17 protein-coding genes are annotated in these 22,107 nt (G+C 69.8%); 16 read left to right on the forward strand and 1 reads right to left on the reverse strand.

Annotated features, from left to right (window positions below):
• Nucleotides 1-6: 6 nt before the first annotated feature.
• Complete coding sequence (locus ACZ6O0_RS31015; RefSeq protein WP_465768554.1) at nt 7-705, reverse strand: hypothetical protein; 699 nt, start codon at nt 703-705, stop codon at nt 7-9.
• A gap of 301 nt (nt 706-1,006) precedes the next feature.
• On the opposite strand from ACZ6O0_RS31015, the gene ACZ6O0_RS31020 reads away from it, so the two are divergent.
• The 16 genes from ACZ6O0_RS31020 to ACZ6O0_RS31095 all read left to right on the forward strand — a co-directional run bounded on the left by ACZ6O0_RS31020 (nt 1,007) and on the right by ACZ6O0_RS31095 (nt 22,104).
• Nucleotides 1,007-2,290 (forward strand): ABC transporter substrate-binding protein, encoded by a 1,284-nt coding sequence (locus ACZ6O0_RS31020; RefSeq protein ID WP_465768555.1) that lies wholly within the window; start codon nt 1,007-1,009, stop codon nt 2,288-2,290.
• On the forward strand, nt 2,287-3,219 hold the full coding sequence (locus tag ACZ6O0_RS31025; protein ID WP_465768556.1) for a carbohydrate ABC transporter permease: 933 nt from the start codon (nt 2,287-2,289) through the stop codon (nt 3,217-3,219). Before ACZ6O0_RS31020 ends, ACZ6O0_RS31025 begins: the two co-directional genes overlap by 4 nt.
• Nucleotides 3,216-4,043 (forward strand): carbohydrate ABC transporter permease, encoded by an 828-nt coding sequence (locus tag ACZ6O0_RS31030; RefSeq protein WP_465768557.1) that lies wholly within the window; start codon nt 3,216-3,218, stop codon nt 4,041-4,043. Before ACZ6O0_RS31025 ends, ACZ6O0_RS31030 begins: the two co-directional genes overlap by 4 nt.
• A gap of 2 nt (nt 4,044-4,045) precedes the next feature.
• Nucleotides 4,046-7,777 carry a hypothetical protein gene (locus ACZ6O0_RS31035; protein WP_465768558.1) on the forward strand — a complete coding sequence of 1,244 codons (3,732 nt, stop codon included), beginning with the start codon at nt 4,046-4,048 and terminating at the stop codon, nt 7,775-7,777.
• Between the two features lie 71 nt (nt 7,778-7,848).
• Nucleotides 7,849-9,927, forward strand: coding sequence for a hypothetical protein (locus ACZ6O0_RS31040; protein ID WP_465768559.1), 2,079 nt, complete (start codon nt 7,849-7,851; stop codon nt 9,925-9,927).
• 65 nt (nt 9,928-9,992) lie between these two features.
• Entirely contained in the window at nt 9,993-10,241 is a 249-nt protein-coding gene (locus ACZ6O0_RS31045; RefSeq protein ID WP_465768560.1) for a hypothetical protein, read from the forward strand.
• A 9-nt stretch (nt 10,242-10,250) separates the two neighbouring features.
• The gene (locus tag ACZ6O0_RS31050; protein ID WP_465768561.1) at nt 10,251-12,926 is read left to right on the forward strand and encodes a hypothetical protein; all 2,676 of its coding nucleotides are present in this window, start codon (nt 10,251-10,253) and stop codon (nt 12,924-12,926) included.
• A gap of 468 nt (nt 12,927-13,394) precedes the next feature.
• Nucleotides 13,395-13,628 (forward strand): hypothetical protein, encoded by a 234-nt coding sequence (locus tag ACZ6O0_RS31055; RefSeq protein WP_465768562.1) that lies wholly within the window; start codon nt 13,395-13,397, stop codon nt 13,626-13,628.
• Between the two features lie 590 nt (nt 13,629-14,218).
• A complete protein-coding gene (locus ACZ6O0_RS31060; protein WP_465768563.1) occupies nt 14,219-15,586 on the forward strand; it encodes an FGGY-family carbohydrate kinase in 1,368 nt (455 codons plus the stop codon).
• Nucleotides 15,583-16,212: a histidine phosphatase family protein gene (locus ACZ6O0_RS31065; protein ID WP_465768564.1), complete on the forward strand. Its 630-nt coding sequence runs from the start codon at nt 15,583-15,585 to the stop codon at nt 16,210-16,212. The genes ACZ6O0_RS31060 and ACZ6O0_RS31065 overlap by 4 nt, the downstream gene beginning before the upstream one ends.
• Nucleotides 16,209-17,009 (forward strand): DeoR/GlpR family DNA-binding transcription regulator, encoded by an 801-nt coding sequence (locus ACZ6O0_RS31070; protein WP_465768565.1) that lies wholly within the window; start codon nt 16,209-16,211, stop codon nt 17,007-17,009. The genes ACZ6O0_RS31065 and ACZ6O0_RS31070 overlap by 4 nt, the downstream gene beginning before the upstream one ends.
• 41 nt (nt 17,010-17,050) lie before the next feature.
• Nucleotides 17,051-18,517 (forward strand): FGGY family carbohydrate kinase, encoded by a 1,467-nt coding sequence (locus tag ACZ6O0_RS31075; protein WP_465768566.1) that lies wholly within the window; start codon nt 17,051-17,053, stop codon nt 18,515-18,517.
• Entirely contained in the window at nt 18,514-19,536 is a 1,023-nt protein-coding gene (locus ACZ6O0_RS31080) for a 2-hydroxyacid dehydrogenase (RefSeq protein ID WP_465768567.1), read from the forward strand. The genes ACZ6O0_RS31075 and ACZ6O0_RS31080 overlap by 4 nt, the downstream gene beginning before the upstream one ends.
• An 18-nt stretch (nt 19,537-19,554) precedes the next feature.
• Nucleotides 19,555-20,253 carry an MgtC/SapB family protein gene (locus ACZ6O0_RS31085; RefSeq protein WP_465768568.1) on the forward strand — a complete coding sequence of 233 codons (699 nt, stop codon included), beginning with the start codon at nt 19,555-19,557 and terminating at the stop codon, nt 20,251-20,253.
• A 22-nt stretch (nt 20,254-20,275) separates the two neighbouring features.
• On the forward strand, nt 20,276-20,707 hold the full coding sequence (locus ACZ6O0_RS31090; RefSeq protein ID WP_465768569.1) for a MarR family winged helix-turn-helix transcriptional regulator: 432 nt from the start codon (nt 20,276-20,278) through the stop codon (nt 20,705-20,707).
• Nucleotides 20,704-22,104 (forward strand): MFS transporter, encoded by a 1,401-nt coding sequence (locus ACZ6O0_RS31095; RefSeq protein WP_465768570.1) that lies wholly within the window; start codon nt 20,704-20,706, stop codon nt 22,102-22,104. Before ACZ6O0_RS31090 ends, ACZ6O0_RS31095 begins: the two co-directional genes overlap by 4 nt.
• Nucleotides 22,105-22,107: the final 3 nt, after the last annotated feature.

Below are 22,107 nucleotides of genomic sequence, written 5' to 3' on the forward strand. Positions count from 1 at the left end.
ACCCGTTCAACCGGTTTCGTGGACCGAGCGGGTCGCGGTGAGGAGGACCTCGTCGAGGGCCGGGGCGTCCTGCGGGACGCCGGTGATGCTCATTTCGATCGACGTGAGCCCGTCGTCGCCGGTCGCGATCCAGCGCACGATCACGTAGCGGAGCGTCTTGTTCGGGATGTAGGTGTAGATCAGCGTCGAGACCGTCCGGGTCGTGCCGTCGTCGCCCTCGATCTGGTCGTCGGTCTGGCTGATGATGCGGACGTCGTTCTCCGGCGCCTGGCTCTGCTTCAGGTCGACGACGAGCTTCGCGCTGGCCTCGGCCGGAGTCCGGGACGGGGGTTCGTCCGCCTCGACCCGCACGCCCCGCTCCCGCAACTTGTCCAGGAACTTGACCTCGCCCGGGGCCTGCGAATCCCTGGTCAGGCGCCAGCCGTCCGGGGTCTGGATCGACAGCTGCACCGAGGGCTGGCCCTTCGGTGTGACCGTGAAGGTGTGGCGCTCGTAGTCCAGCCCGGTCTCCAGGGCGGCGAGGTTGCTCGGGACCGGGGTCTTGACCGGCATCGCCGGCTCGGAGGGTGACACCTCACCGAGGGGTGCCGCGTTGCCCGAAGGGGTGGCGGAAGGGGTGTCGAAGCGGTCGCCGGTGAAGTACCCACCGGTGACGCCCAGGGCCACGGCCAGCAGGAGCAGGCCGGTCAGGAGAAGTCGTCTCACCCGAGCACCGATCCAGGGTCCGGAGACACCACAAGGCCCCCGGTCGGCAGTACGGCGTACGGCGTACTGGCCGGGGAAGCGGAGGTGGTCGCGGGCACGTCGACATCTTCTCAGGCCAGGCGGGCAGTGGCCCAAAGCCGGGGGAAACGGCTTTTCACACCGACGGGGACTGAATCCTTTCAACGAGGTCTTGACACCCTCCCGGGCCGTCCGTAGCGTCCCGCGTGTCAAAAGTAACACGATCTCGCGGTTACTTCACACTCTCCAGCGGTATCTCAGCGCTGGTCGCTCAGGAGGAACCATGGCACTCGATCAGTCCGTCAGCCGAAGGCGGCTCCTCCAGCTGATGGGCGGCGCCGCCGCGGTCGGCACGCTGGCGGCTTGCGGCGGGGGCGGCGGCTCGTCGTCGTCCGGCGGCACGCTGAAGGTGATCGGCGCCGGCAGCCAGGAGGCCGGCCTGCGGAAGGCGCTCGACGACTACAAGAAGGCGCATTCCGACTTCGACTTCAACCTCTCGTTCTCGCCCGCCGACCAGCTGCAGACCGCGCTCCGCGCGCAGCTCGCGGCCGGCAACGCACCCGACCTGCACGCGGTCTACCCGGGCAACGGCAGCGCAATGTCGATGGTCCAGCTGAGCAAGGCCAACCTGCTCGCCGACCTCAGCAGCCAGTCCTGGACGCAGAAGATCCCGGCCGGCTTCAAGGGCGCCTTCCAGCAGGACGGCAAGACGTTCATCTTCTCGCCGGGTACCAGCGTGCTCGGCGCGATCTACAACAAGAAGGCCTTCGCCACCGCCGGCGTCGAGCCGCCGACCACCTGGTCCGAGCTGCTGACGGTCTGCGACAAGCTGAAGAAGAAGGGCATCGTCCCGATCGCTCTCGGCGCGCAGACGCCGTGGGTCACCCAGCTGATCGACTACGCGCTGGTCCCGGGCACGGTCTACGCCAAGACCCCCGACTTCGACGACAAGATGATCGCCGGCAACGCGTCCTTCGCGGACTCCGGGTGGGCCGACGCAATGGACAAGTACCTGGAGCTGCAGAAGAAGGGCTTCTTCAACGACAACCCGAACGGGACGACGTACGAGCAGGCCACCTCGATGGTGGGCACCGGCAAGGCCGCGATGGCGATCCAGGTGTCCGCCGTGCTGCAGGCGTTCCGGGCCGCGGCGCCGTCGCCGGACGACCTCGGCATGTTCCCGTTCCCGGCCACGGATGTCGCTGCCGACAACTGGATCCCCGGCGGCGTGGTGGTCGGCATCGCGGTCAGCGCGAAGAGCAAGAAGGCCGAGCAGGCGAAGAAGTTCATCGAGTACTGCGGGCAGCCGGAGGTCGTGAACGCGTGGGCCGAGGCGGTCGCGTGCGTCCCGCTGTACTCCGACGGCGACGCGAAGGTCGACCCGGTCCTGACCTCCTTCCTGCCCTACCTGAAGGACGACAAGGCCGTCCCGTTCATGGACCAGCGCTGGCCGAACGCCGAGGTCCAGCCCACCCACTTCGCCGTCGTCCAGGAACTCCTCGGCGGCAAGACCACCGTCCAGGGCGCCCTGAAGAAGATGGACGAGGCCTACCGGAAGAGCGCATGACGATCACTGCAGAGATTGTCCGCCGCGACGCCGTGAAGGCGTCGCGGCGTCGCCGGGGCGGCATCACCCCGCCCTGGCTGTTCGCCGCTCCTGCCCTGCTCGTCTACGCCCTGGTGATGCTCTACCCGAGCATCGTCGGGGCGGGGTCGGCGTTCACGGACTGGTCCGGCGTCGGTGACGCGCGGTCGTTCGTGGGGATCGACAACTTCCGGCAGTTGTTCTCCGACGATCAGGCGCTGGGCGCGCTGCGGAACACGTTGCTGCTGACGTTGGCGATCGTCGTGGTCCAGAACGGGATCGGGCTGCTGCTGGCCCTCGGCGTACACACCGGGATCAAGAGCCGGATGGTGCTGCGGGTGATCTTCTTCGCGCCGGTCGTAGTCAGTCCGGTGATGGTGTCGTTCCTGTGGAAGTACGTCTACAACCCGGCGCCGGACGCCGGCCTCAACGCGGCGCTGAACGCGATCGGTCTCGGCTCGTTGCGTCAGGACTGGCTGGGGAACCCCTCGCTGGCGATCTGGTCGGTCGCGTTCACGGTGATCTGGCAGTGCGCCGGCTACTCGATGGTGATCTTCCTGGCCGGCCTGGAGGGCGTGCCGGCCGAGTTGCACGAGTCCGCGATGGTCGACGGTGCGGGCACGGTCGCGCGGTTCCGGCACATCACCTGGCCGCTGCTCGCGCCCGCGGTGACGATCAACGTGATGCTCTCGACGGTCGGCGGGCTGACGCTGTTCACGCAGATCATCGCGATGACGAACGGCGGTCCCGGGTACGCGACGGACACGTTGTCGACCGTGTTGTACAAGCAGGCCTTTGTTTACGGGAAGTTCGGCTACAGCACGGCGGTCGCCCTGGTACTCGCGATCTTCGTCGCGGCGGTGTCGTTCATCCAGATCGGGTACCTGCGCTCGAGGGAGACGACGGCATGAGGACCGGATACCGTCCCCGCACGCTGGTCCGCGAGATCGTGATGATCGCGGCCGCCGTCGCGTTCCTGTTCCCGGTGTACGCCCTGGTGACGCTCGCCTTCAAGGATCCGGGACAGATCGCGAACAAGCCGCTGTCGCTGCCCGACCCGCCGTCGGTCGGGAGCTTCTCCGAGGCGTGGCGGTCGGCATCACTCGGGTCGGCGCTGCTCAACAGCACGCTGATCACCGTGTCGAGTGTGCTCATCCTGATCGTCCTCGGATCGTTGGCGGCGTACTTCCTGGCCCGCACCGCGTCCCGGCTGAGCTACAGCCTCTACATCCTGTTCCTGGTCGGCATCATCCTGCCGTTCCAGCTCGGCATGATCCCGCTGTACCAGCTGGTCAACGACCTGGGTCTGCTGGGGACGTACCAGGGCATGATCCTCTTCTACACAGGCATCCAGCTGCCGTTCACCGTGTTCCTCTACACGGGATTCATCCGGTCGCTGCCGGCCGACTACACCAACGCCGCGTTGATCGACGGCGCCTCGCACCTGCAGGCGTTCGGGTACGTGATCTTCCCGCTGCTGCGGCCGATCACCGGCACCGTGCTGATCCTCAATGCGGTCCACATCTGGAACGACTTCTTCACCCCGCTGCTGTATCTCGGCGGTTCCGGCCGGGAGACCGTGCCGGTCAGGGTGTTTGCCTTTGTCAACGAATACACCTCCGACTACGGACTCGTCGCCGCCGGTCTGGTGCTCGCGGCGTTGCCGATCCTGCTGGTCTTCCTGGTCCTGCAGCGCTACGTCATCCGCGGCTTCTCCAGCGGTCTGAAGGGATAACTGTGCCTCTCCCCGCTCGCCTGGCGACGGTCCTGTCCGATCCGCCCAGGGCGTACTCGCCCGTGCCCATCTGGTGGTGGAGCGGCGAAACACTCGACCCCGCGCGGCTTCGCTGGCAGCTGGAGCGGTTCGTCGAGGGTGGCGTGTACCAACTCGTCGTACTCAATCTGGCGCCGGCCGGAACCGATCACGGGTGCGACGCCGACGATCCGCCGTTCTTCTCGGAGCGGTGGTGGGAGATCTTCCTCGGGGTCTGCGACGACGCCGAGGAGCTGGGTGTCTCGTTGTGGTTCTACGACCAGCTCGGGTTCTCGGGCGCGGACATCCAGGCGCGGCTGGTGGCCCGGCAGCCCGCCTTCGCCGGGCGCCGGATCCAGCGGCTGACCGTCAGCGGGACAGGGCGGCTGGTACTGCGTTGTCCCGCCGGAGGTCGCGCGGTTGCGGCGTTGCTGGAACCGGTGGACGGGGGTACGCCGCAGTCGGTGACGACGGCGTCTGACCGGGCCGAGTGCGACGCGTTGATGGAGTCGCGGCTGTCGTTGTTCTACGAGACGGATCACGGGTTCGACTACCTGAGTCCGTCGGCGTGCGAGGCGCTGCTGGATCAGGTGCACGGGGAGTTCGAACGGCGCCTCGGGGATCGGCTCGGCAGTGTCGTCGTCGGATCGTTCCAGGACGAACTGCCGTCGGTGCCGACCTGGTCCGTAGACTTCGCGGACCGGTTCGCCGCGCGGTACGGGTACGACCTGCGCGACCGGCTCGGTGCCTTGTGGGATCTCGACGTACCCGATGGGCAGCGGGTGCGGCGCGACTATCACGCGCTGCGGGCTTCGCTGGCCGAGGAGGCGTTCTTCCGGCCGTTGCACGAGTGGCACGAGAAGCATGGGCTGGTCGTGGGCTGTGACCAGCAGGACCCGGCGCGGGCCGGGCGGCCGATCGAGGGCGTTCAGCTGTACGCCGACTATGCCCGGACGCACCGGTGGTTCAGCGCGCCGGGCTCCGATCATCATGGGGACGCGCGGATCCACTCGTCGCTGGCCCATCTGTACGAGCGGCCGCGGACCTGGATCGAGGCGTTCCACTCCACCGGGTGGGGCGGCACGCTGGAGGAGACGTTCGACTGGCTCCTCCCTTGGCTGCAGACCGGTGCCACGCTCTACAACCCGCATGCCGTCTACTACTCGACGCGGGCCGGCTGGTGGGAGTGGGCGCCGCCGTCGACGGACTGGCGTCAGCCGTACTGGCGGCACCACAAGTCGTTCGCCGACGCGGTGACGCGGCTGTGCGCTGCGCTGTCGCTGGGCCGGCATGTGTGCGATGTCGCCGTACTGTTCCCGAACACGACGGCACAGGCCGATCAGACGCTGGACGGCCCCGGGCCCGCCGCGGTGCGGGCACAGGAGGTGTACCGGGAGCTGATCGGGGACGCGACCTGGTTCGCACCGGTGCCTGGCGTCCTGGACCGTGCCCGGATCGACGCCGACGTGATCGACGACGACTCGCTGGCGGGCGCCGACGTGGGGGACGGGCTGTTGCTCGCGGACGAGGTCTACCGCGCGATCGTGTTGCCCGCGGCCACCGTGCTCGAGGATGCGGTGCTGGAACGGCTGACTGAGTTCGTGGTCGCCAGTGGGCTGGTGGTTGCCGTTGGCACCGTTCCCGCCGGGTTGCCGGACGGCGTCGTGGTGGTTCCCGAGGCCGAGGATGTCGCCGAGGTGCTCGGCCGGCTGCCGCGGCGGGTGGAGGCCGACGTACCCGTGCTGGCGCGGGCCGTCGACGACGCGCTGGTCGTCTTCGTGACCCCGACGGAGTGGAGCGCGACCGAGATCGCGGGTCCGCCGGTCGGGCGGGGGATCAGCCACGAGTGGGCGAGTGTGGGCTACAGCTTCGATCCGCAGCGCTACCGGAGTGAGGTCGTCCTGCGGGTGCGGGATGTGCCTGGTCCGCCCCTGCTGGCCGATCCGTTCGGCGGCGAGCCTCGGCCCCTGCCGGCCAAGACCGTCGGCGACCTGACTGAGGTCGTGGTGCCGTTCGACGCGGGTCCGGCAGCGTTGGTGGTGTTTGCCCCAGGCAACCAGGAGGCCGCGGACACCGAGCCGGCCACCTGGCAGCCGGAGCAGCTCGATGGGGACTGGGACGCGACCCTGATCCCGACCCTCGACAACACCTGGGGCGACTTCGCCTGGCCGGCCTCGACGCCCTCGGCCGAAATCGTGGTCGAGCGGTGGGCCTTGGAGCATCGGGTCGAAGGCTCTGACGACTGGCAGCCCGCCCACGCGACGTTCGGGCCGCACGGCCTGATCGAGGGCCGGCCGATCGAGTACTCGGACCGGCTGGGGATCCACAAAGACCCCATCCACCACAACGCCCTCGGCCCGAAGGGTCACGTCCCCGAGGACTTCCTCGACTTCGGTACGGTCGAAGCCGACCGGACCGTGACGTTCACCGCATCCTTCGAGCTGGCCTGGGACCTGGAGACCACAGTCGTCATCGGTGCTCCGGCCGCCAAAGAGCTGCTGATCGACGGCCGACCGCTGCCGATCGACGACGAAGGCGGTCACTACGGCGCGGCTCCCGTCGTACTCGCGGCCGGCACGCACGAGCTCGAGCTGCGCCTGACTCCCGCCGAGGACCTCCACCTCCGCGCGAACATCGCGTTCGTCCGCGACACCGCGGCCTATCGACGCCCCGACTGGATCGCGGTCGCCAAGCCGCCCGCCCCCGGGACGACGATCCACTTCACCACCACCGTCGTACCGGCGGACTGCACCGAGCTGACCCTGACCGCCTGGGGATCGGCCCGGCTGCTCGTGAACGGCCGGGAGGTCGGCCGCCAGGGCGGATTCCTTCCGTACGAACGCACGACCCCACGCGTACGCCGGTACGACGCGGCCGCAGCCCTGCACCCAGGCGAGAACACCGTGACGATCGAGGTCACCCAGCCGACCCCGGTCCTGGTCGACGGCCTGGTCATCTCGGACCACGACTGGCAGGCGCTGATCGACGGCGACGCCGTGCCGACGGTACGACGCCGCCCGCACCACCGCGCCCTCGCCGACCTCTACCTGACCCGCCGCCCGCACCCACTCCCCGGCGCCGGCTGGCTCGACGGTACGTCGTACGACGCGGTCGAGCCCGTCACCTTCGCCGTACCCGGGCCGGAGCGCATCGAACACCTGCGCTTCGACCTCCCACCGGGGACCAACCGCCTCGAGGCGGACGTCGTCGGCGAAGCAGTCCTCGTTGTCGACGGCAAGCAACTCGCCACCGGCTCCGGCCACCTCGAGACACTCATCCCCAGCGGCGCCCGAGTCGGGCGGCTCACCCTCCTGACGAAACCAGGCTTCGAGTCCGGTGCCGCTCTCACCGGCCCGATCCGGCTGCACATCGGCCCCGGTCGCATTGCCCTGGGCAACTGGGAGGACCAGGGACTGTCCGAGTTCTCCGGAGGCGTCCGGTACTCCCGCGAGGTCGACTTCCCCGAAGCCGACAAGCTCCAGCTCGACCTGGGCCGAGTCCGCGGAACCGCCGAGGTGTTTGTCGATGGCATCAGCCAGGGCGTCCGATTCTGCGCGCCCTACGTGTACGACGTACCGCCCGGAAGGCACACCCTGTCCATCGAGGTCTTCAACACCGCCGCCCCCTACCTGGACGCGGTCAGTCCCACCCACTTCGTCTTCCCGGGCCAGAAGCAATCCGGCCTCTTCGGCCCGGTGACTCTCAAACGGATGTAACACAAGGCGTCCTGAGCCGATAGGAGAGCGGGCGCGGCTCTGCGCGTCCGCTCTGACTCCTAGGGGATCCCTTGCGTACGCTCCTGCGCTTCGCCACGCCGTTGGCACTGTCGGCCATCGTCCTGACCGCGGCCGTGCCCGCCACCGCCTTCACCCAGCAGGCCGAGGCGGTTCCGTCGGTGCCGATCGGTGTCCGGGTGAAGGGCACCTTCACCGGCATCGACCTGGCCTGGAGCCTGCCTGCCGACCAAGGGACCGGCCTCACCGGCTTCGTCGTCCGCCGCAGCGTGAACGGGACCGAGACCACCTATTCGGTGCCGCCGACCAAGCTGAACTGGCAGGACACCGAGCGGCTCCCGGGTGCGACGTACTCCGTCGCCGCGGTGAACGCCGACGGTGAGGGACCGGCCAGCACTCCCGGCCCGGCCGACACCGTGCCGGGCGCACCGGTCGCCGCGCCGACCGATGCCATCACCGTCGCGCACACCGTGACGACCGACGGCGTCACCCGCACGTTCCTCGGCCAGATCGCCGTCCAGGGGGCCACCCAGGTCATTCCGCTCGCCACCTCCGGCCCGACGCAGGAGGTCGACAAGGCCATCGCGGCGTCGGCCGACGGACGGCAGGTCGTCTTCTCGCAGGGGCAGACGAGCCTGTGGACGGTCTCGGCGGTCGTCCCGCACGCGCAGCCGGTGAAGATCCTCGACGGCTCGAGCGGGATCACGGCGAAGTCCTGGTCACCGGACGGCACCCGCATCGCCTTCGAACGCGAACAGAGCGGCACCTCCTGTGTCGAGATCATCGGCGCGACCGGCGGCACGCCGATCCGGGTCGGCTGCAACCTGTCCGCGCCGTCCTGGCTGCCCGACAACCAGGCGCTGATCGTCAAGGACCAGGTGACCGGGAAGCTGCAACGCGTCCAGGCCAAGGCGGGCGGTGGCGTCCTGACCATCTACGCCGGCACCGAGTTGGCGCAGCACCCGGTCGCGTCACCGAACGGACTGTGGATCGCCTATTTCAAGAACACTTCGGTGAACGTGATCCCGGTCACCGGCGGCAGTCCCGTACCGGCCTACCCGTACGGCACGGGTGGGGACTCGATCAGCTGGGCGAAGTCCAACCTCTTGCTCGTCGCCCGCCGGACCGAAACCGGAGCAAGCACCCTCCAGCAGGTGCCGGTCAACGACGGACGGCCGTACGCGAACGTGGAGCTGTTCGTCCCGCCGGCCGGGGAAACGGTCGAGTCGGCCGTCCTGCAAGGCCCGCGGCTCACGATCAAGCCGACCGCGGCTGTCGTGGGGCCGAACCTGTCGCTGCCCTTCGACACGACCGGACTGGTCAATCCCTACGTCAGCTGCGAGTTCGACGGCGTGAAGACCGCGCCGTGCCCGGCATCGCCCTTCCAGAAGACCGGCGTCGCGGCCGGCCAGCATGTACTGCGCATCTGGGGTGTCGAGGACGGTGGACGCGGCACCGAGGCCGTTCGCTGGCTGACGGTCGACACCACCGCACCGACCGCCAAGCTCACCGGGCCGACGTTCGACGTCACGAAGGCCGCGACGGCGAACGTGACCTATGCCGGCACGGATGACAGCGGTATCGCGTCGTACGACGTGCGCTGGCGGATCGCCTCCACCGCGGGGAACTTCGGCGCCTACGCTCCGGTCAAGTCCGCGACGACGGCCACCTCCGTGGTGATCGGCGTTGCCGCGGGCTACGAGTACTGCGTCTCCGCGCGGGCCCGGGACCTCGCCGGCAACCTGTCCGCGTGGACCGCGGACCGGTGCTTCTCACGTCCGTCGGACGACCGCGCCATGGGTGCTGCCAAGGGCTGGGTCCGGGCCTCCAACAAGGCGTACTACCTCGGGACCGCGACTGTCACCGGTATGAAGGGCATCTCCGTCTCCCGCAGCGTGCAGGCGAAGCGGCTGTTCCTCATCGCGACGAAGTGCGTCACCTGCGGAAGCCTGAACGTCTACTACAACGGCAAGTACGTCGGCGCCGTGAACCTGTACAAGGCCACGACCGAGTACCAGGCGATCGTGCCGCTGCCGGTGCCCGCCACCTTCCTGACCGGCTCGGTCCTGCTGACCACCCGAGCCGCCGGCAAGGTCAACCAGATCGACGGCCTCGCGGTCCGGCGTACCTGAGTCAGCAGCGGCGCTGAGCAGCGCGGCGCTGGAACCGGGGGTGCTCGGCGGCCGTCGTACCGGACATGAAGCTCAAGGTCCGGGTCGTGCACTACCGATGTCAGGGGCGCGACTGCTGGTACGCCGACATCGACGACGCGGACGATCGTCAGCCTGACGACCCGTTCTGGTACGCGGACGGGTGCCACACGCAGGGCGAGGCGATCACCGCCGCGTGCGCCCAGCTCGCCGTACTGGACCAGGCGATTGCCGCAGGCACCCTTCCCCGGCGGATCAGCGAGATTCCGGCGCGCGGTAGCACCGCGGCCGCCTAGCATAGGGCGATGCTCGGGGAATCGGACGGCACGACAGGCAACGCCACGATCGAGCAGATCGGCCGGCGCCGGACCTTCACCACCACCCTCCAACTCGCGATCGTGCTCGCGATCGTCCAGGCGCCGATGCGCGCCGCGGTCGACCAGGCGGCCGGCTCGGCAGCCGCCTGCGCGGTGCCCGGCCGGCTCTCGCTGCTGGTCGACGCGACGTTCATCATGGCCTACGTCTACGCGGCGTTCCGGGCCTACAAGTACGTCAAGTTCGTCAACCGGCAGACCTTGCGCAATCGTCAGTCCTGGGAAGGGATCGCGGCGGCCGGCTCGTGGCTGGTCTTCGTCGCGGCCGCCCTCGACATCGTCGAAGACGTCTGGCTGTGGAACGACTTCGGCGCGTCGACGGGTGCGTGCGCCGATCTGTCGACCGGTTGGTTCACCTGGGTGATGCGCGCGGTCGGCCTGGCGGGCGCGCTCGTACTCGCGGTCTCCCTGTTCGCCACGAGCCGCCTCGGCCAGCGGAAGCTGTACGGCGTACGGCTCGACCCGCCGGCCACGTTCAAGCGGCGCGCGGACGACGGCAAGGACGCCGGCCGGCTCGTGATCACCTGCTCGGGCGGCGGCATCCGATCCGCCTCGTTCTGTCTCGGCGCCTTGCAACTCCTGAGGGAGAAAGGTCTTTATGACAAGGCGTCGACGGTGATCGGCGTCAGCGGCGGCGGCTACATGGCGGCCGCGTTCCACGTCCTCCGTCGTACCTGCACCGACCCGTTCTCGTCGGGGTCGCCGGAGTTGGCCAGGCTGCGTCGACAGACCCGCTACCTGTTGTCGGGTGGCCGGGCGATGTTCCGGGCCGCACTGTCGGTGTTGTTCGGTCTGGTCGTCAACCTGTTGCTGATCGGCATCATGCTGCGCGCGATCGCCTGGGTGCTCGGCTGGTTCCTGGCCGACCAGAAGGTGATCCTGCCCGGGGACGGCGAGATCCGGGTCGACTGGAAGCCGAACGACTCCTGGTTCTTCATCGGCCTGTCGGTCATCCTGCTCGCGATCAGCGCCGCGATGTTCGTGATCGAGAAGGTCTGGGATCGCTGGGCCCGGATGCCCGATGCCGTCCGTACGGTCCTGACGACGATCGGGACCGTCACCCTCCGGTACGGCGTACCCGTGGCGGTCCTGTTCCTCGGCGTACCGGGAGGCCTTTATCTGCTGGGGAAACTGCCCGGTGAATCCTCCGACCAGACGAGCCTGCCGTCCGCGCTGCTGGCGTTGGTCGACCCAACGAAGCAGGGTCTCGCGTCGTTCAGCGCACTGGTCGTGGTTCTGATCGGGCTCGGCAAGTCGGTCTGGAACGGGCTCGCGGTCGAGGGCAAGTCGGCGCCCGGGCTGCGCGCCCGGCTGCTGGCGTTCGCGCGGACCAAGCTCGCTCCCTGGATCGGCAGCGCGATCATCATCGTTGCTGCGATCATCGTTCTGCTGCGCTGGACCGGTGGCTACGCGACCGACACGTCCTACCAGGAGGACTGGAACGTCGCGGTGATCCTGGCCGCGATCGCCCTGGCGATCAAGGTGCTCACGGACGCGAACCGGACCTCGCTGCACTCGTTCTACCGCGAGCGGTTGTCGCGCGCGTTCCTGGTGACCCGCAAGGACAACGGTGCCGCGGTCGCGCTCGACTACCACCTGCGCCTGCGGTACTCGGAGTGGGCGAAGCCGGTCGACGGCGGCCCGCAGCTCGTCATCGCCGGGGTCGCGAACGTCGACGATCCCGACTTCGTGCCGACCGAGCGCGACTGTGTCCCGTTCATCTTCGATGCCGAGCAGATCGGGATCGTGGGGGACCGGTCGCTGCCCGACGGCGGCCGGCGGACGACCGACGACTACGAGCGTGAGGCCGACGTACTCAAGCGTGAGGTGACCGTTCCGGCGGCGATGGCGATCAGTGGTGCGGCGCTCAGCCCGCTCACCGGTCGGGTGAATGGCCGGACCAGGCCGGTCCGGCTGCTGCTCGCCGTACTGAACGCGCGCCTGGGCGTGTGGCTGCCGAACCCCTACTGGAACAACCGCGCCGAGCCCGCGTTCCCGGACGCAAAGGGCTTCTTCCCGAAGGTACGGCGGTACGTCGGCAGCGTGATCGACAAGCCCGGCCCGTACCGGCTGCTGCACGAGGCGGTCGGGTCACCGTCGATGTACGAACGGCGGATCTACGTCACCGACGGTGGTCACTATGACAACCTCGGGCTGGTCGAGGCGCTGCGCCGCAAGCCCGCCCAGGTGATCGTGATCGACGCATCGAACGACGCCGAGGACCGGCTCACCGCGCTGGCCGAGGCGATCGCTACCGCGCGGATGGACCACGGGATCCAGATCGACATCGACCCGTCCCCGATGATCCGCGGGTCGAAACCGCGGGCAGACCGGGCCTGGACGTACGGACTCGCGACCCATCCGCTCAAGGAGGGCGAGGACAAGCCGTACAAGACCGAGATCTTCTTCGTGAAGGCGGTGCTGGCCGGCCACCTCGAGTGGGACCTCGAGCAGTACGCCGTCGAGCACTCGGACTTCCCGCGCCGGACCACGGGCGACCAGTTCTACGACGAGTGGGACTTCGAGGCCTATCGAGCTCTCGGCTACGGCCTGACCCAGTCGCTCACCGACCACCACCGGGTCCACGACCGCCTCTGGGACGTGTAACACTCCGTCACGGTGACTCCGCGACCGTTCCGGGGCCGACCGTGACCGTGACCGTTTCCGGGCCGACGGCAACAATCACGCCGGTGCCGCAGGTCGCGGGCAGGTTGCTCTGTACGCCGGGGATCCCGTCGCTGAGCCCGCCACCATCGCCTGTGCGTGATGTATCGGCGACGCCCTGTCAACAAGGTGAAAGCTGTGGATAACCACAGGAGACTGTGGACAAGGCAACGAACCTTGTGGACGAGGCAACCAATGCGAATGCCGATGCACGTGCAGTCCGCCTGGTGAGAGACCGGTTGCCGGGACTCGATGCCGGTGGTCTGATTAGTGGCCGTGCGCGGGTCGAAACTTTACGAAGATTTAGCCGTGACGTCCGGCGCGCCAGGTCGTTGATCTGTCAGAGAGTTTCGCGAGCAGCGGATCGCCGGCGCAAATCTTGCTGGGGAAATCTGGGGAAAGGGACCGTCCGTGCACCGATTCAACCCTCCACCTGACTGGCCCGAGCCGCCCACCGACCGCTGGCGTCCGCCGCTCGGCTGGGAGCCCGACCCCGCGTGGCCGGACGCCCCGGCCGGCTGGGGCTTCTGGGTCAACCGCAACGGCCGCCCGTCCAGCGGCCCGATCGGCGCCTACGGAGCCGTCGACGCCGGCCGCCTCGAGCTCGCCACCATCGACGCGTCCCTGGTCCTGATGCACACCTAGCCACCCTCTTAGACCTCCCGCCGGCCCAGGCGCAGCCGGCCGGAGCCCGGCTCCCGCCGCTCCCCAGCCGCGGGAGCCGAGTCACGTCGGCCCCCGCCCGCTTCCCAGCCGGGGGAGCCGAGTCACGTCCGGCCCGCCGGCCTCCCAGCCGGGGGAGCCGAGTCACGTCCGGCCCGCCGGCCTCCCAGCCGCGGGAGCCGAGTCACGTCCGGCCCGCCGGCCTCCCAGCCGCGGGAGCCGAGTCACATCCGGCCCGCCGGCCTCCCAGCCGCGGGAGCCGAGTCACGTCCGGCCCGCCCGCCCCCAGCCGGGGGAGCCGAGTCACGTCTGGCCTAACCGCACCCGGCCGCGGGACTGCTGTCGGGGAAGCCGGCAGGTGGCCGCCGGGCGGAGGTTGGTGTGTGGTGCGGGCCGCCGCCGCGGGCGGACGCCAGCCACTCACGAACCCGTCGCTGGGCTCGGCTCTCCGGCTCGGCCCCGCCGGTGGGTGGGCCGGAGGTTGGTGGCCGAGATCGGACGGGGGGTGCCGTTCTTATCGTCTTCTGGTGTTATGTTATCAATGTAGATAACACTCACCTGGGAGGCGGGACGTGGCAGGACCCGGCTGGATCGGTCTCGACCTCGGCACCCAAAGTGTGCGCGCGATTCGGGCCGATGCCAACGGTGCTGTTCTGTCGCGCGCAACCCGGCCGCTGACCAGCCGTCGCGACGGCCCGCGGCACGAGCAGGACCCCCAGTCCTGGCTCGACGCGGTCGACGCCGTCCTGGCCGACGTCACCGACGGGCCCGCCGAAGGTATCGCCATCTGCTCGACCTCCGGCACCTTCCTCCTGACCGACCTGAACGGCCGCCCGGTCACCCCCGCACTGATGTACGACGACGCCCGCGCGGCCGACTGCCGCGACCGCATCGTGGACGCCGACCCGAACCGCTGGTCGACCGCGATGCAACCCACCTGGGCGCTCCCGAAGATCCTCGCGCTGGTCGCGGACGGTTACGACCTGGCGAACCACCGCGTCGTCCACAGCGCCGACCTCGTCGCGGCCCACCTGGTCGGCCACCCGGTCGCCACCGACACCAGCCACGCGCTCAAGACCGGCTACGACCTGATCGCCGACACCTGGCCGGCCACCGCCTTCGACAAACTCGGCCTGCCCCTCACCGCCTTCCCGGAGGTCGTCCTCCCCGGCACCGAGCTCGGCCGCACCCCGGCCGGCGTCCCCGTCTACGCCGGCATGACCGACGGCTGCGCCGCCCAGATCGCCGCCGGCGCCCTCGCTCCTGGCGCCTGGAACTCGGTCCTCGGTACGACGCTCGTCCTCAAAGGCGTCAGCAAGGACCTCCTCGTCGACCCGACCGGCGCCGTCTACAGCCACCGCCACCCCGACGGCGGCTGGCTTCCCGGCGGCGCGTCCAGCACCGGCGCCGGCGTACTCACCGAGCTCCTTCCGGGCGCCGACCTCGACGCGTTCGACACCGCGGCCCGCAAGCTCGGCCCGATCGACGCCGTCATCTACCCCCTCACCAAGACCGGCGAGCGATTCCCCTTCGTCGCACCCCGAGCCGAGCGGTTCACCCTCGGCACGATCCCCGACGACCTGCACACGTACGCCGCTGTCCTGCAAGGTGTCGCCTTCATCGAGCGACTCGCCTTCGAGCACCTCGAGTCCCTCGGCGCCGATCCGGTGAGATCGGTCTCGCTGACCGGCGGCGCGATCCGCAGCGGCTACTGGAACCAGCTCCGCTCCGACGTCCTCGGCGTACCGGTCGAGCTCCCGGCCGTCCCGGATCCGGCGTACGGCATGGCCGTCCTGGCCGCGTCGGCCGGCGGATCACTCACCGAGACGGCACGACGAATGGTCCGCGTCGACCACGTCCTCGAGCCGCGGCCGCAACGCCTCGACGACCTGTACGGCGAGTTCGTGGCCGAGCTCGATCGCCGGGGGTACCGCGGATGAGGACGACGATCGTCCTGGCCCGGCACGGGCGGACCGAATGGCACCACGGCAACCGGTACACCGGCTCGACGGACCTCCCAATCGACGAGGTCGGCGTACGACAGGCAGAGCAACTCAAGGACTGGGCGATCGACTACGCGCCGGACGCGCTGTGGTGTTCGCCGATGCTCCGGGCCCGCCAGACCGTCGGTCCGACGGCACGAGCGCTCGGGCTGGAGCCGACGCTGGACGCGCGGCTGCGCGAGGTCGACTTCGGCTCGGCGGAGGGCAAGATGCTGAGCGAGCTCCCGCCGGCGGTCGCCAAGGCGTTCCAGCTGGACCCGGTCCGCGACCACTTCCCGGGCGGTGAACCACCCGCCGAAGCGGCCGATCGGGTGTACGAGGTCTTCCAGGAGATCGGGCGGCGGTACGACGGCCGGAAGGTGCTCGTCGTCGCCCACAACACGCTCATCCGGCTGCTCGTGTGCAGGGTGCTCGGACTGCGGCTGAACGACTACCGCAGACTGCTACCTGCACTCGGTCCCGCGGCGCTGGTGCGTTTCCGGTGGCAGGACGGCACAGTGGGTCTCGAGGCGTACAACGTTCCCCTTGTGATTCCTCCTGCGCGAATGGAGACCCAGGCATGACATCGGATGTCGACGGTGACACCACCGAACTGAGCCGACCCGCCCGCCGGCAGGCCGAGATCGCGGCCTACGTCGTCGAGCACGGCTCGGTCTCGGCCAACGACCTGGTCGAGGCGTTCGGGGTGAGCGTGATGACGGTGCACCGCGACCTCGACGAGCTCGAGCGGCAGGGTGTGGTGCGCAAGTACCGCGGCGGCGTCAGCGCGCAGCCGACCAGCGTGTTCGAGAGCAACGTCGCGTACCGGCTGAACACGGCGACCGCGGAGAAGGCGGCGCTGGCCCGGCACGCCCGGGCGATGATCGAGCCCGGGATGTCGGTGATGCTCGACGACTCGACCAGCGCGCTCGCTCTGGTCGACCTGTTCGAGGACATTACTCCGTTGACGGTGGCAACGAACTTCCTGCCCGCGATCAGCAAGCTGACCCAGCTGCGCGACATCACCCTGCTCGCGCTCGGAGGGATCTACTCCGCGACGCACGACTCGTTCGGTGGGATGCCTTGCGCGGAGGCGGTCGAGGCGCTGCACACCGACCTGCTGTTCTGCTCGGTGTCCGCGGTGTCGCCGACGCACGCGTTCCACCAGGAGGAAGAGATCGTCCTGGTGAAGCGGGCGATGCTGCGGTCGGCGAAGACCAAGGTGCTGCTGGTCGACCACGCGAAGCTGCAGCGCACCGCCCTGCACCGGCTCGCGCCGCTGACCGACTTCGACGTCGTCGTCGTGGACGAGAAGACCCCGCAGGACCTGATCACCCCGTTGCGCGACCACGGCGCCACCGTGGAGGTAGCCAAGCTCTGAGTGCTTCCGGGCCTGCGGGCGGCCGGGGGCGGTAGGGAGGGATGATGGACGTCGGAGTCGACGTCGGTACCACCGTCACCAAGGCCGTCGCGTTCGACGGGACCGGCCGGCCGGTGGCCGAGGCGTCCCGGCCGACCCGGTTGGTCCGGCCCGGGATCGGCCGGTTCGAGCACGAGACCGCGGAGATCGTTGCCTCGGTCAACGAGGTGGTCGGTGAGCTGGCCGACACGGTGGGGGACCGGCCCGGGGTCCTGGCGATCACCGCGCAGGGCGACGGCCTGTGGCTGGTCGATCCGGACGGTACGGCGGTCCGCCCGGCGATCTCGTGGCTGGACGCGCGCAGCAGCGCTATCCTCGAACGCTGGACCTCGGACGGTGCCGCCGAGCGCGTGTTCCGGCGCTCCGGCAACCGGATGTTCCCGGGCGCCTCCGGTCCGCTGCTGGCCGCCGTACTCGCGGAAGAGCCGGAGGTGATCGCCCGCGCCGGCACAGCGGCGTACTGCAAGGACGTCGTGATGCAGCAGCTCACCGGGGTCCGCGCGACGGATGTGTCGGACGCGTCCGCGCCCTTCCTCGACCCGCGCACGAACGAGTACGACGACGAGGCGCTGAAGGCGACCGGCCTGTCGGAGCTGAAGCACCTGCTGGCGCCCGTGGAACCGGCCGGACCGGTCGGCGAGCTGCGCGACGACTCGACCGGCATGGCCCGTGGCACCAGGGTCTCCGCCGGCCCGTACGACCTGCCGGCCGCGGCCGCGGGAGCGGGAGTCGACCAGCCCGGCGACGCCCTGCTGACCGTCGGTACGACGCTGGCCTGCCAAGTGGTCACCCGCGAACTCCCCGTCGACGGCGAGCCCGCCGGGCTGTTCCTGGGCACCTGGACACCAGGCGTCTGGCTCCGCGCGATGCCCGCGATGGTCGGTACGGCGGCGCTCGACCGAGTGCTCGCACTCGTCGGCGTCGGCACCGACCAACTGCCCGCACTGCTCGCGGAGAGCCCGGTCGGTGCCCAGGGCGTCACCGTCCTCCCGTACCTGTCCGAAGCCGGTGAGCGAGCGCCCTTCGTCGACACCCGGGCCCGCGGCTCGATCGACGGGATCTCGTTGTCGACGACGACGGCCGACCTGGTCCGCGCGACCTGTGAAGGCATCGCGTACGCCGCTCGCCACTGTCTGGACGCGGCCGGATGGACCGGCCGGGTGACGGTCTGCGGTGGAGGTGCGCGCAGCAAGGAGTGGACCCAGATCCTCGCGGACGTGCTCAACGCGCCGCTGCACACGGCCGAGGCCGAGCAGGTCGCCGCGCGCGGTGCGGTGATCTGCGCCCGGCGCGCGATCGATCCGGACAGCGCCGGCCCGGAGTGGATCGCCGAGACCCGTCAGGTCGATCCCGACCCGGTCCGCGCGGACTTCTACGCCGAGGGCTACGCCCACTACCTGCGCCGGATCGAGGCAGCCCGCCCGCGCTGGTCCGACCCAGCACCAACCTTCATCTCAGGAGTTCGATGAGAACCATCACGACATTGCTTGCCGGTGACCACTTCGTCCGGAACGAACTGCTCGCCACAGCATTGTCATCCCTCGAGAACGTCAGCTTCGACTTTCGCGAGGTCACGCTGCCCTGGCCGCTCACGCCGTACGGGCGGGTGGCCGAGGTGGACGAGGCGAGCGACGCCGAGGACGAACTGATCGAGGCGCTGCCCGGGGTCGAGCTGGCGATCACCCAGATGGGGCCGTTCACCGAGCGGGTGCTGGACGCCGCACCGGACCTCCGGTTCCTGGTCGTCTGCCGGGGCGGCCCGGTCAACGTGAACGTGCCCGCGGCCACCAAGCGCGGGATCGTGGTGGCCTCCACCCCCGGACGCAACGCGGTCGCCGCCGCCGAGCACGCGGTCGCCCTGATGATGGGTGCCCTGCGCAACCTTCCCCGGCTGCAACGGACACTCGAGCTCGGCGAGTGGCGCAGCGACCTGTACGCGTACGACGAATGCGGACTGGAGCTGGACGGCGCGACCGTCGGCCTGGTCGGGTACGGCGCGATCGGCCGGCGCGTCGCCCGGGTGATGCAGGCCTTCGGCGCGCACGTCCTGGTCGCCGATCCCTACATCCGCCAGGCACCTGACGGCATCGAGCTGGTCGGGCTCGACGAACTGCTGCGACGCTCCGACGTGGTCAGCCTGCACGCCCGGATGACCGAACAGACCCGCGGCATGATCGGTGCCGACCAGATCGCCCTGATGCCACGAGGCGCCGTACTCGTGAACACCGCGCGGGGCGGACTGCTCGACTACGACGCGACCGTGGACGCGCTGGAGTCCGGTCAGCTGGGCGCGGCGGCGTTCGACGTGTTCCCGGCCGAGCCGGTCCCGGCTGGTTCACGGCTGCTCACCGCGCCTAATGTGGTGATGACGCCGCACCTGGCCGGGGCCACCAAGCAGACGGCGCTCCGGGCCGGCTCGATCGCCGCCGAGGCGGTCGCCGCGTATCTCGCCGGAAAGGACCCGGTGGGACTGGTCTCCGCCCAGTAGGGGAGCTTGTCGAACATCATGAAACTCGCAACATCGACCACCTGGACCGAGTTGCTGCTGCTCCTGATCGCGTTCGTGCTGTCGATGATCATCGGCATCGAGCGCCAGGTCCGGCAGAAGAGCGCCGGGATGCGGACGCACACGCTGGTCGGCACCGGGGCCGCGCTCTTCACGCTCGTCTCCGGGTTCGGCTTCGAGGCCGTCCTCGGGACGGACGTCAATCTCGACCCGTCGCGGATCGCGGCCCAGGTCGTCTCCGGCGTCGGCTTCCTCGGCGCCGGCGTGATCTTCATGCGCCGCGACGTGGTCCGCGGACTGACCACCGCGGCGACGATCTGGATGACGGCCGCGATCGGGATGGCCTGCGGCGCCGGGATGCCGGTCCTCGCGGTCGCCGCGACCATGCTCCACCTCGTCACCGTCGGGCCCGTCACCCGGCTGGGCCGGTTCCTGCCGTCGCCGGACCGCCGACGGATCGTGACGGTGCGGTACGACGACGGCGCCGGCGTACTGCGCTCGATCCTGTCGACCGCGACGTCGATGGGCTTCGAGGCCTCGGTCCTCGGCACCGAGGTGCACCGCGACGGCGGCCGGCCGCAGGTCCGGGCCTCGATGCGGTTCCGCGGGCGGGCCCCGCTGCAGAATCTGGTCCTCGCGCTCGACGACCTGGACGGGGTGACCGGGGTCCGGCTCCGGAACGACGAGGACGACGATTGAAGTCATCAGCTATGCTGATGGTATGAGCTCTACTGATGCCGCTGCCCACGAGATCCGGACCAGCCTGTTCCGGCTCGTCCGCCGGCTGCGTCAGGAGCGGCCCGAGGGGGAGTTGAGCTACTCCCAGCTCAACGTGCTGGGCTGGCTCGAACGCGAAGGCCCGATGACGAACGCCGACCTGGCCGCCGCCGAGCGCGTCACCCCGCAGACGATGATGCGTGCGACCGCCGACCTGGTCGCCACCGAACTCATCAGCCGTGCTGATAATCCGACCGACCGGCGTCAGGTGCTGCTGAAGATCACCCCGGCCGGGACGACGCTCGTCCGCGAGGACCGCCGTCGTCGCGACAGCTTCCTCGCCCAGGCGATGGAGAGCACGCTGACCCCCACCGAGCGCGAACTGCTCCGCCTCGCCGCCGGCCTGATGGACAAGCTGTCCGAGGTCCACGAATGACGAAGACGGTCGAAGAGTCGCGCGCTGCCGAGGAGGTTCAGGCCCAGTCCGGGCTGCCGGCGAAGTACGCGGCCTCGGTCGGGCTGGGCACGCTGCTGCAGCCGCTCAACTCGTCGATGATCGCGGTCGCCCTGGTGGCGATCGGGAACGACTTCCATGCCGGCACCGAGACGCAGTGGCTGGTCTCCGGCCTCTACCTCGCGACTGCCGTCTCCGCTCCGACAGCGGGGCGGTTGGCCGACCTGCTGGGGGCGCGGCGCGTGTTCCTGGCCGGGCTCGGACTGGTGGCCCTGGTGTCGGCGCTGGCCCCCTTGGCGCCGAGTCTTGGCTGGCTGATCGCGGCGCGGGTGCTGCTCGGCATCGGGACCGGGGCACAGTTCCCGTCCGGCGTCGCGATGATCCGGCGGATCGCCGACCGCCGGAAGGCGTCCGCGGTGGGCGCACTGGGGTTGCTGTCGGTCTTTGCCCAGACCTCCGCCGCGCTCGGCCCGAGCGTCGGCGGCTTCCTGGTCGGCGCCTTCGACTGGCAGGCGATCTTCCTGGTCAACCTGCCCGTCTCCGCGATCGCCGCGCTGTGCGTCCTGCGCCTGGTCCCGGCCGACCCGCCGCGACCGGCCGACGACGGCCGCAGGCTGTGGCGCGAGATCGACCTGACCGGCCTGTTCCTGTTCACGGCGGCGATGACCGCGCTGATGCTGGTCCTGCTCTCGCTGACCGGCCACCCGACCTGGTGGTTGCTCGCGGCGGCGATCCCGCTCGGCGTCCTCTTCGTCCTGTGGGAACGCCGTGCCGCCACGCCGTTCGTCGACGTACGGCTGCTCGCCCGCAGCGCACCGCTCTCCCTCGGCTACCTGCGCACGATGCTCACCTACGTTGCCTTCTACGCGATCTTCTACGGTCTCCCGGGCTGGCTCGAGCAGGCCCGCGGGCTCGACCCGACGCAGGTCGGTCTGATCGTGCTGCCGATCGCAACCCTGGGCGCGATCACCGTCGCGGCCGCCACCAGGATCGCCCGTCGCCACGGCCCTCGGCTCCTGCTGATGATCGGATCCGCCGGTCTCCTGGTCGGCGGCGCCGCACTCGCCTTCGGTGTCCACGCCGGTACGCCGATCGCCGTGCTGGTGCTGATCAGCGCGGTCCTGGGCATCCCCAACGGGTTCAACGGACTCGGCAACCAGCTGGCCGTCTACAGCGCCGCCCCGCCCGAGGCCTCCGGGGCCGCGGCCGGTCTGTTCCGGACGTCGCAGTACGTCGGAGCCAACCTGGCCGCGGCCGCGATCGCGCTGGTCTTCGCCGGACCGGCCACCGATGCCGGGCTCCACCGCCTCGGCCTGCTGGTCACAGGGATCGCGGCCATCCTGCTGCTCGATGTGATTTTGGTGAGAAAATCACATTGATTG

It is taken from the genome of Kribbella sp. NPDC048837, assembly GCF_055586945.1.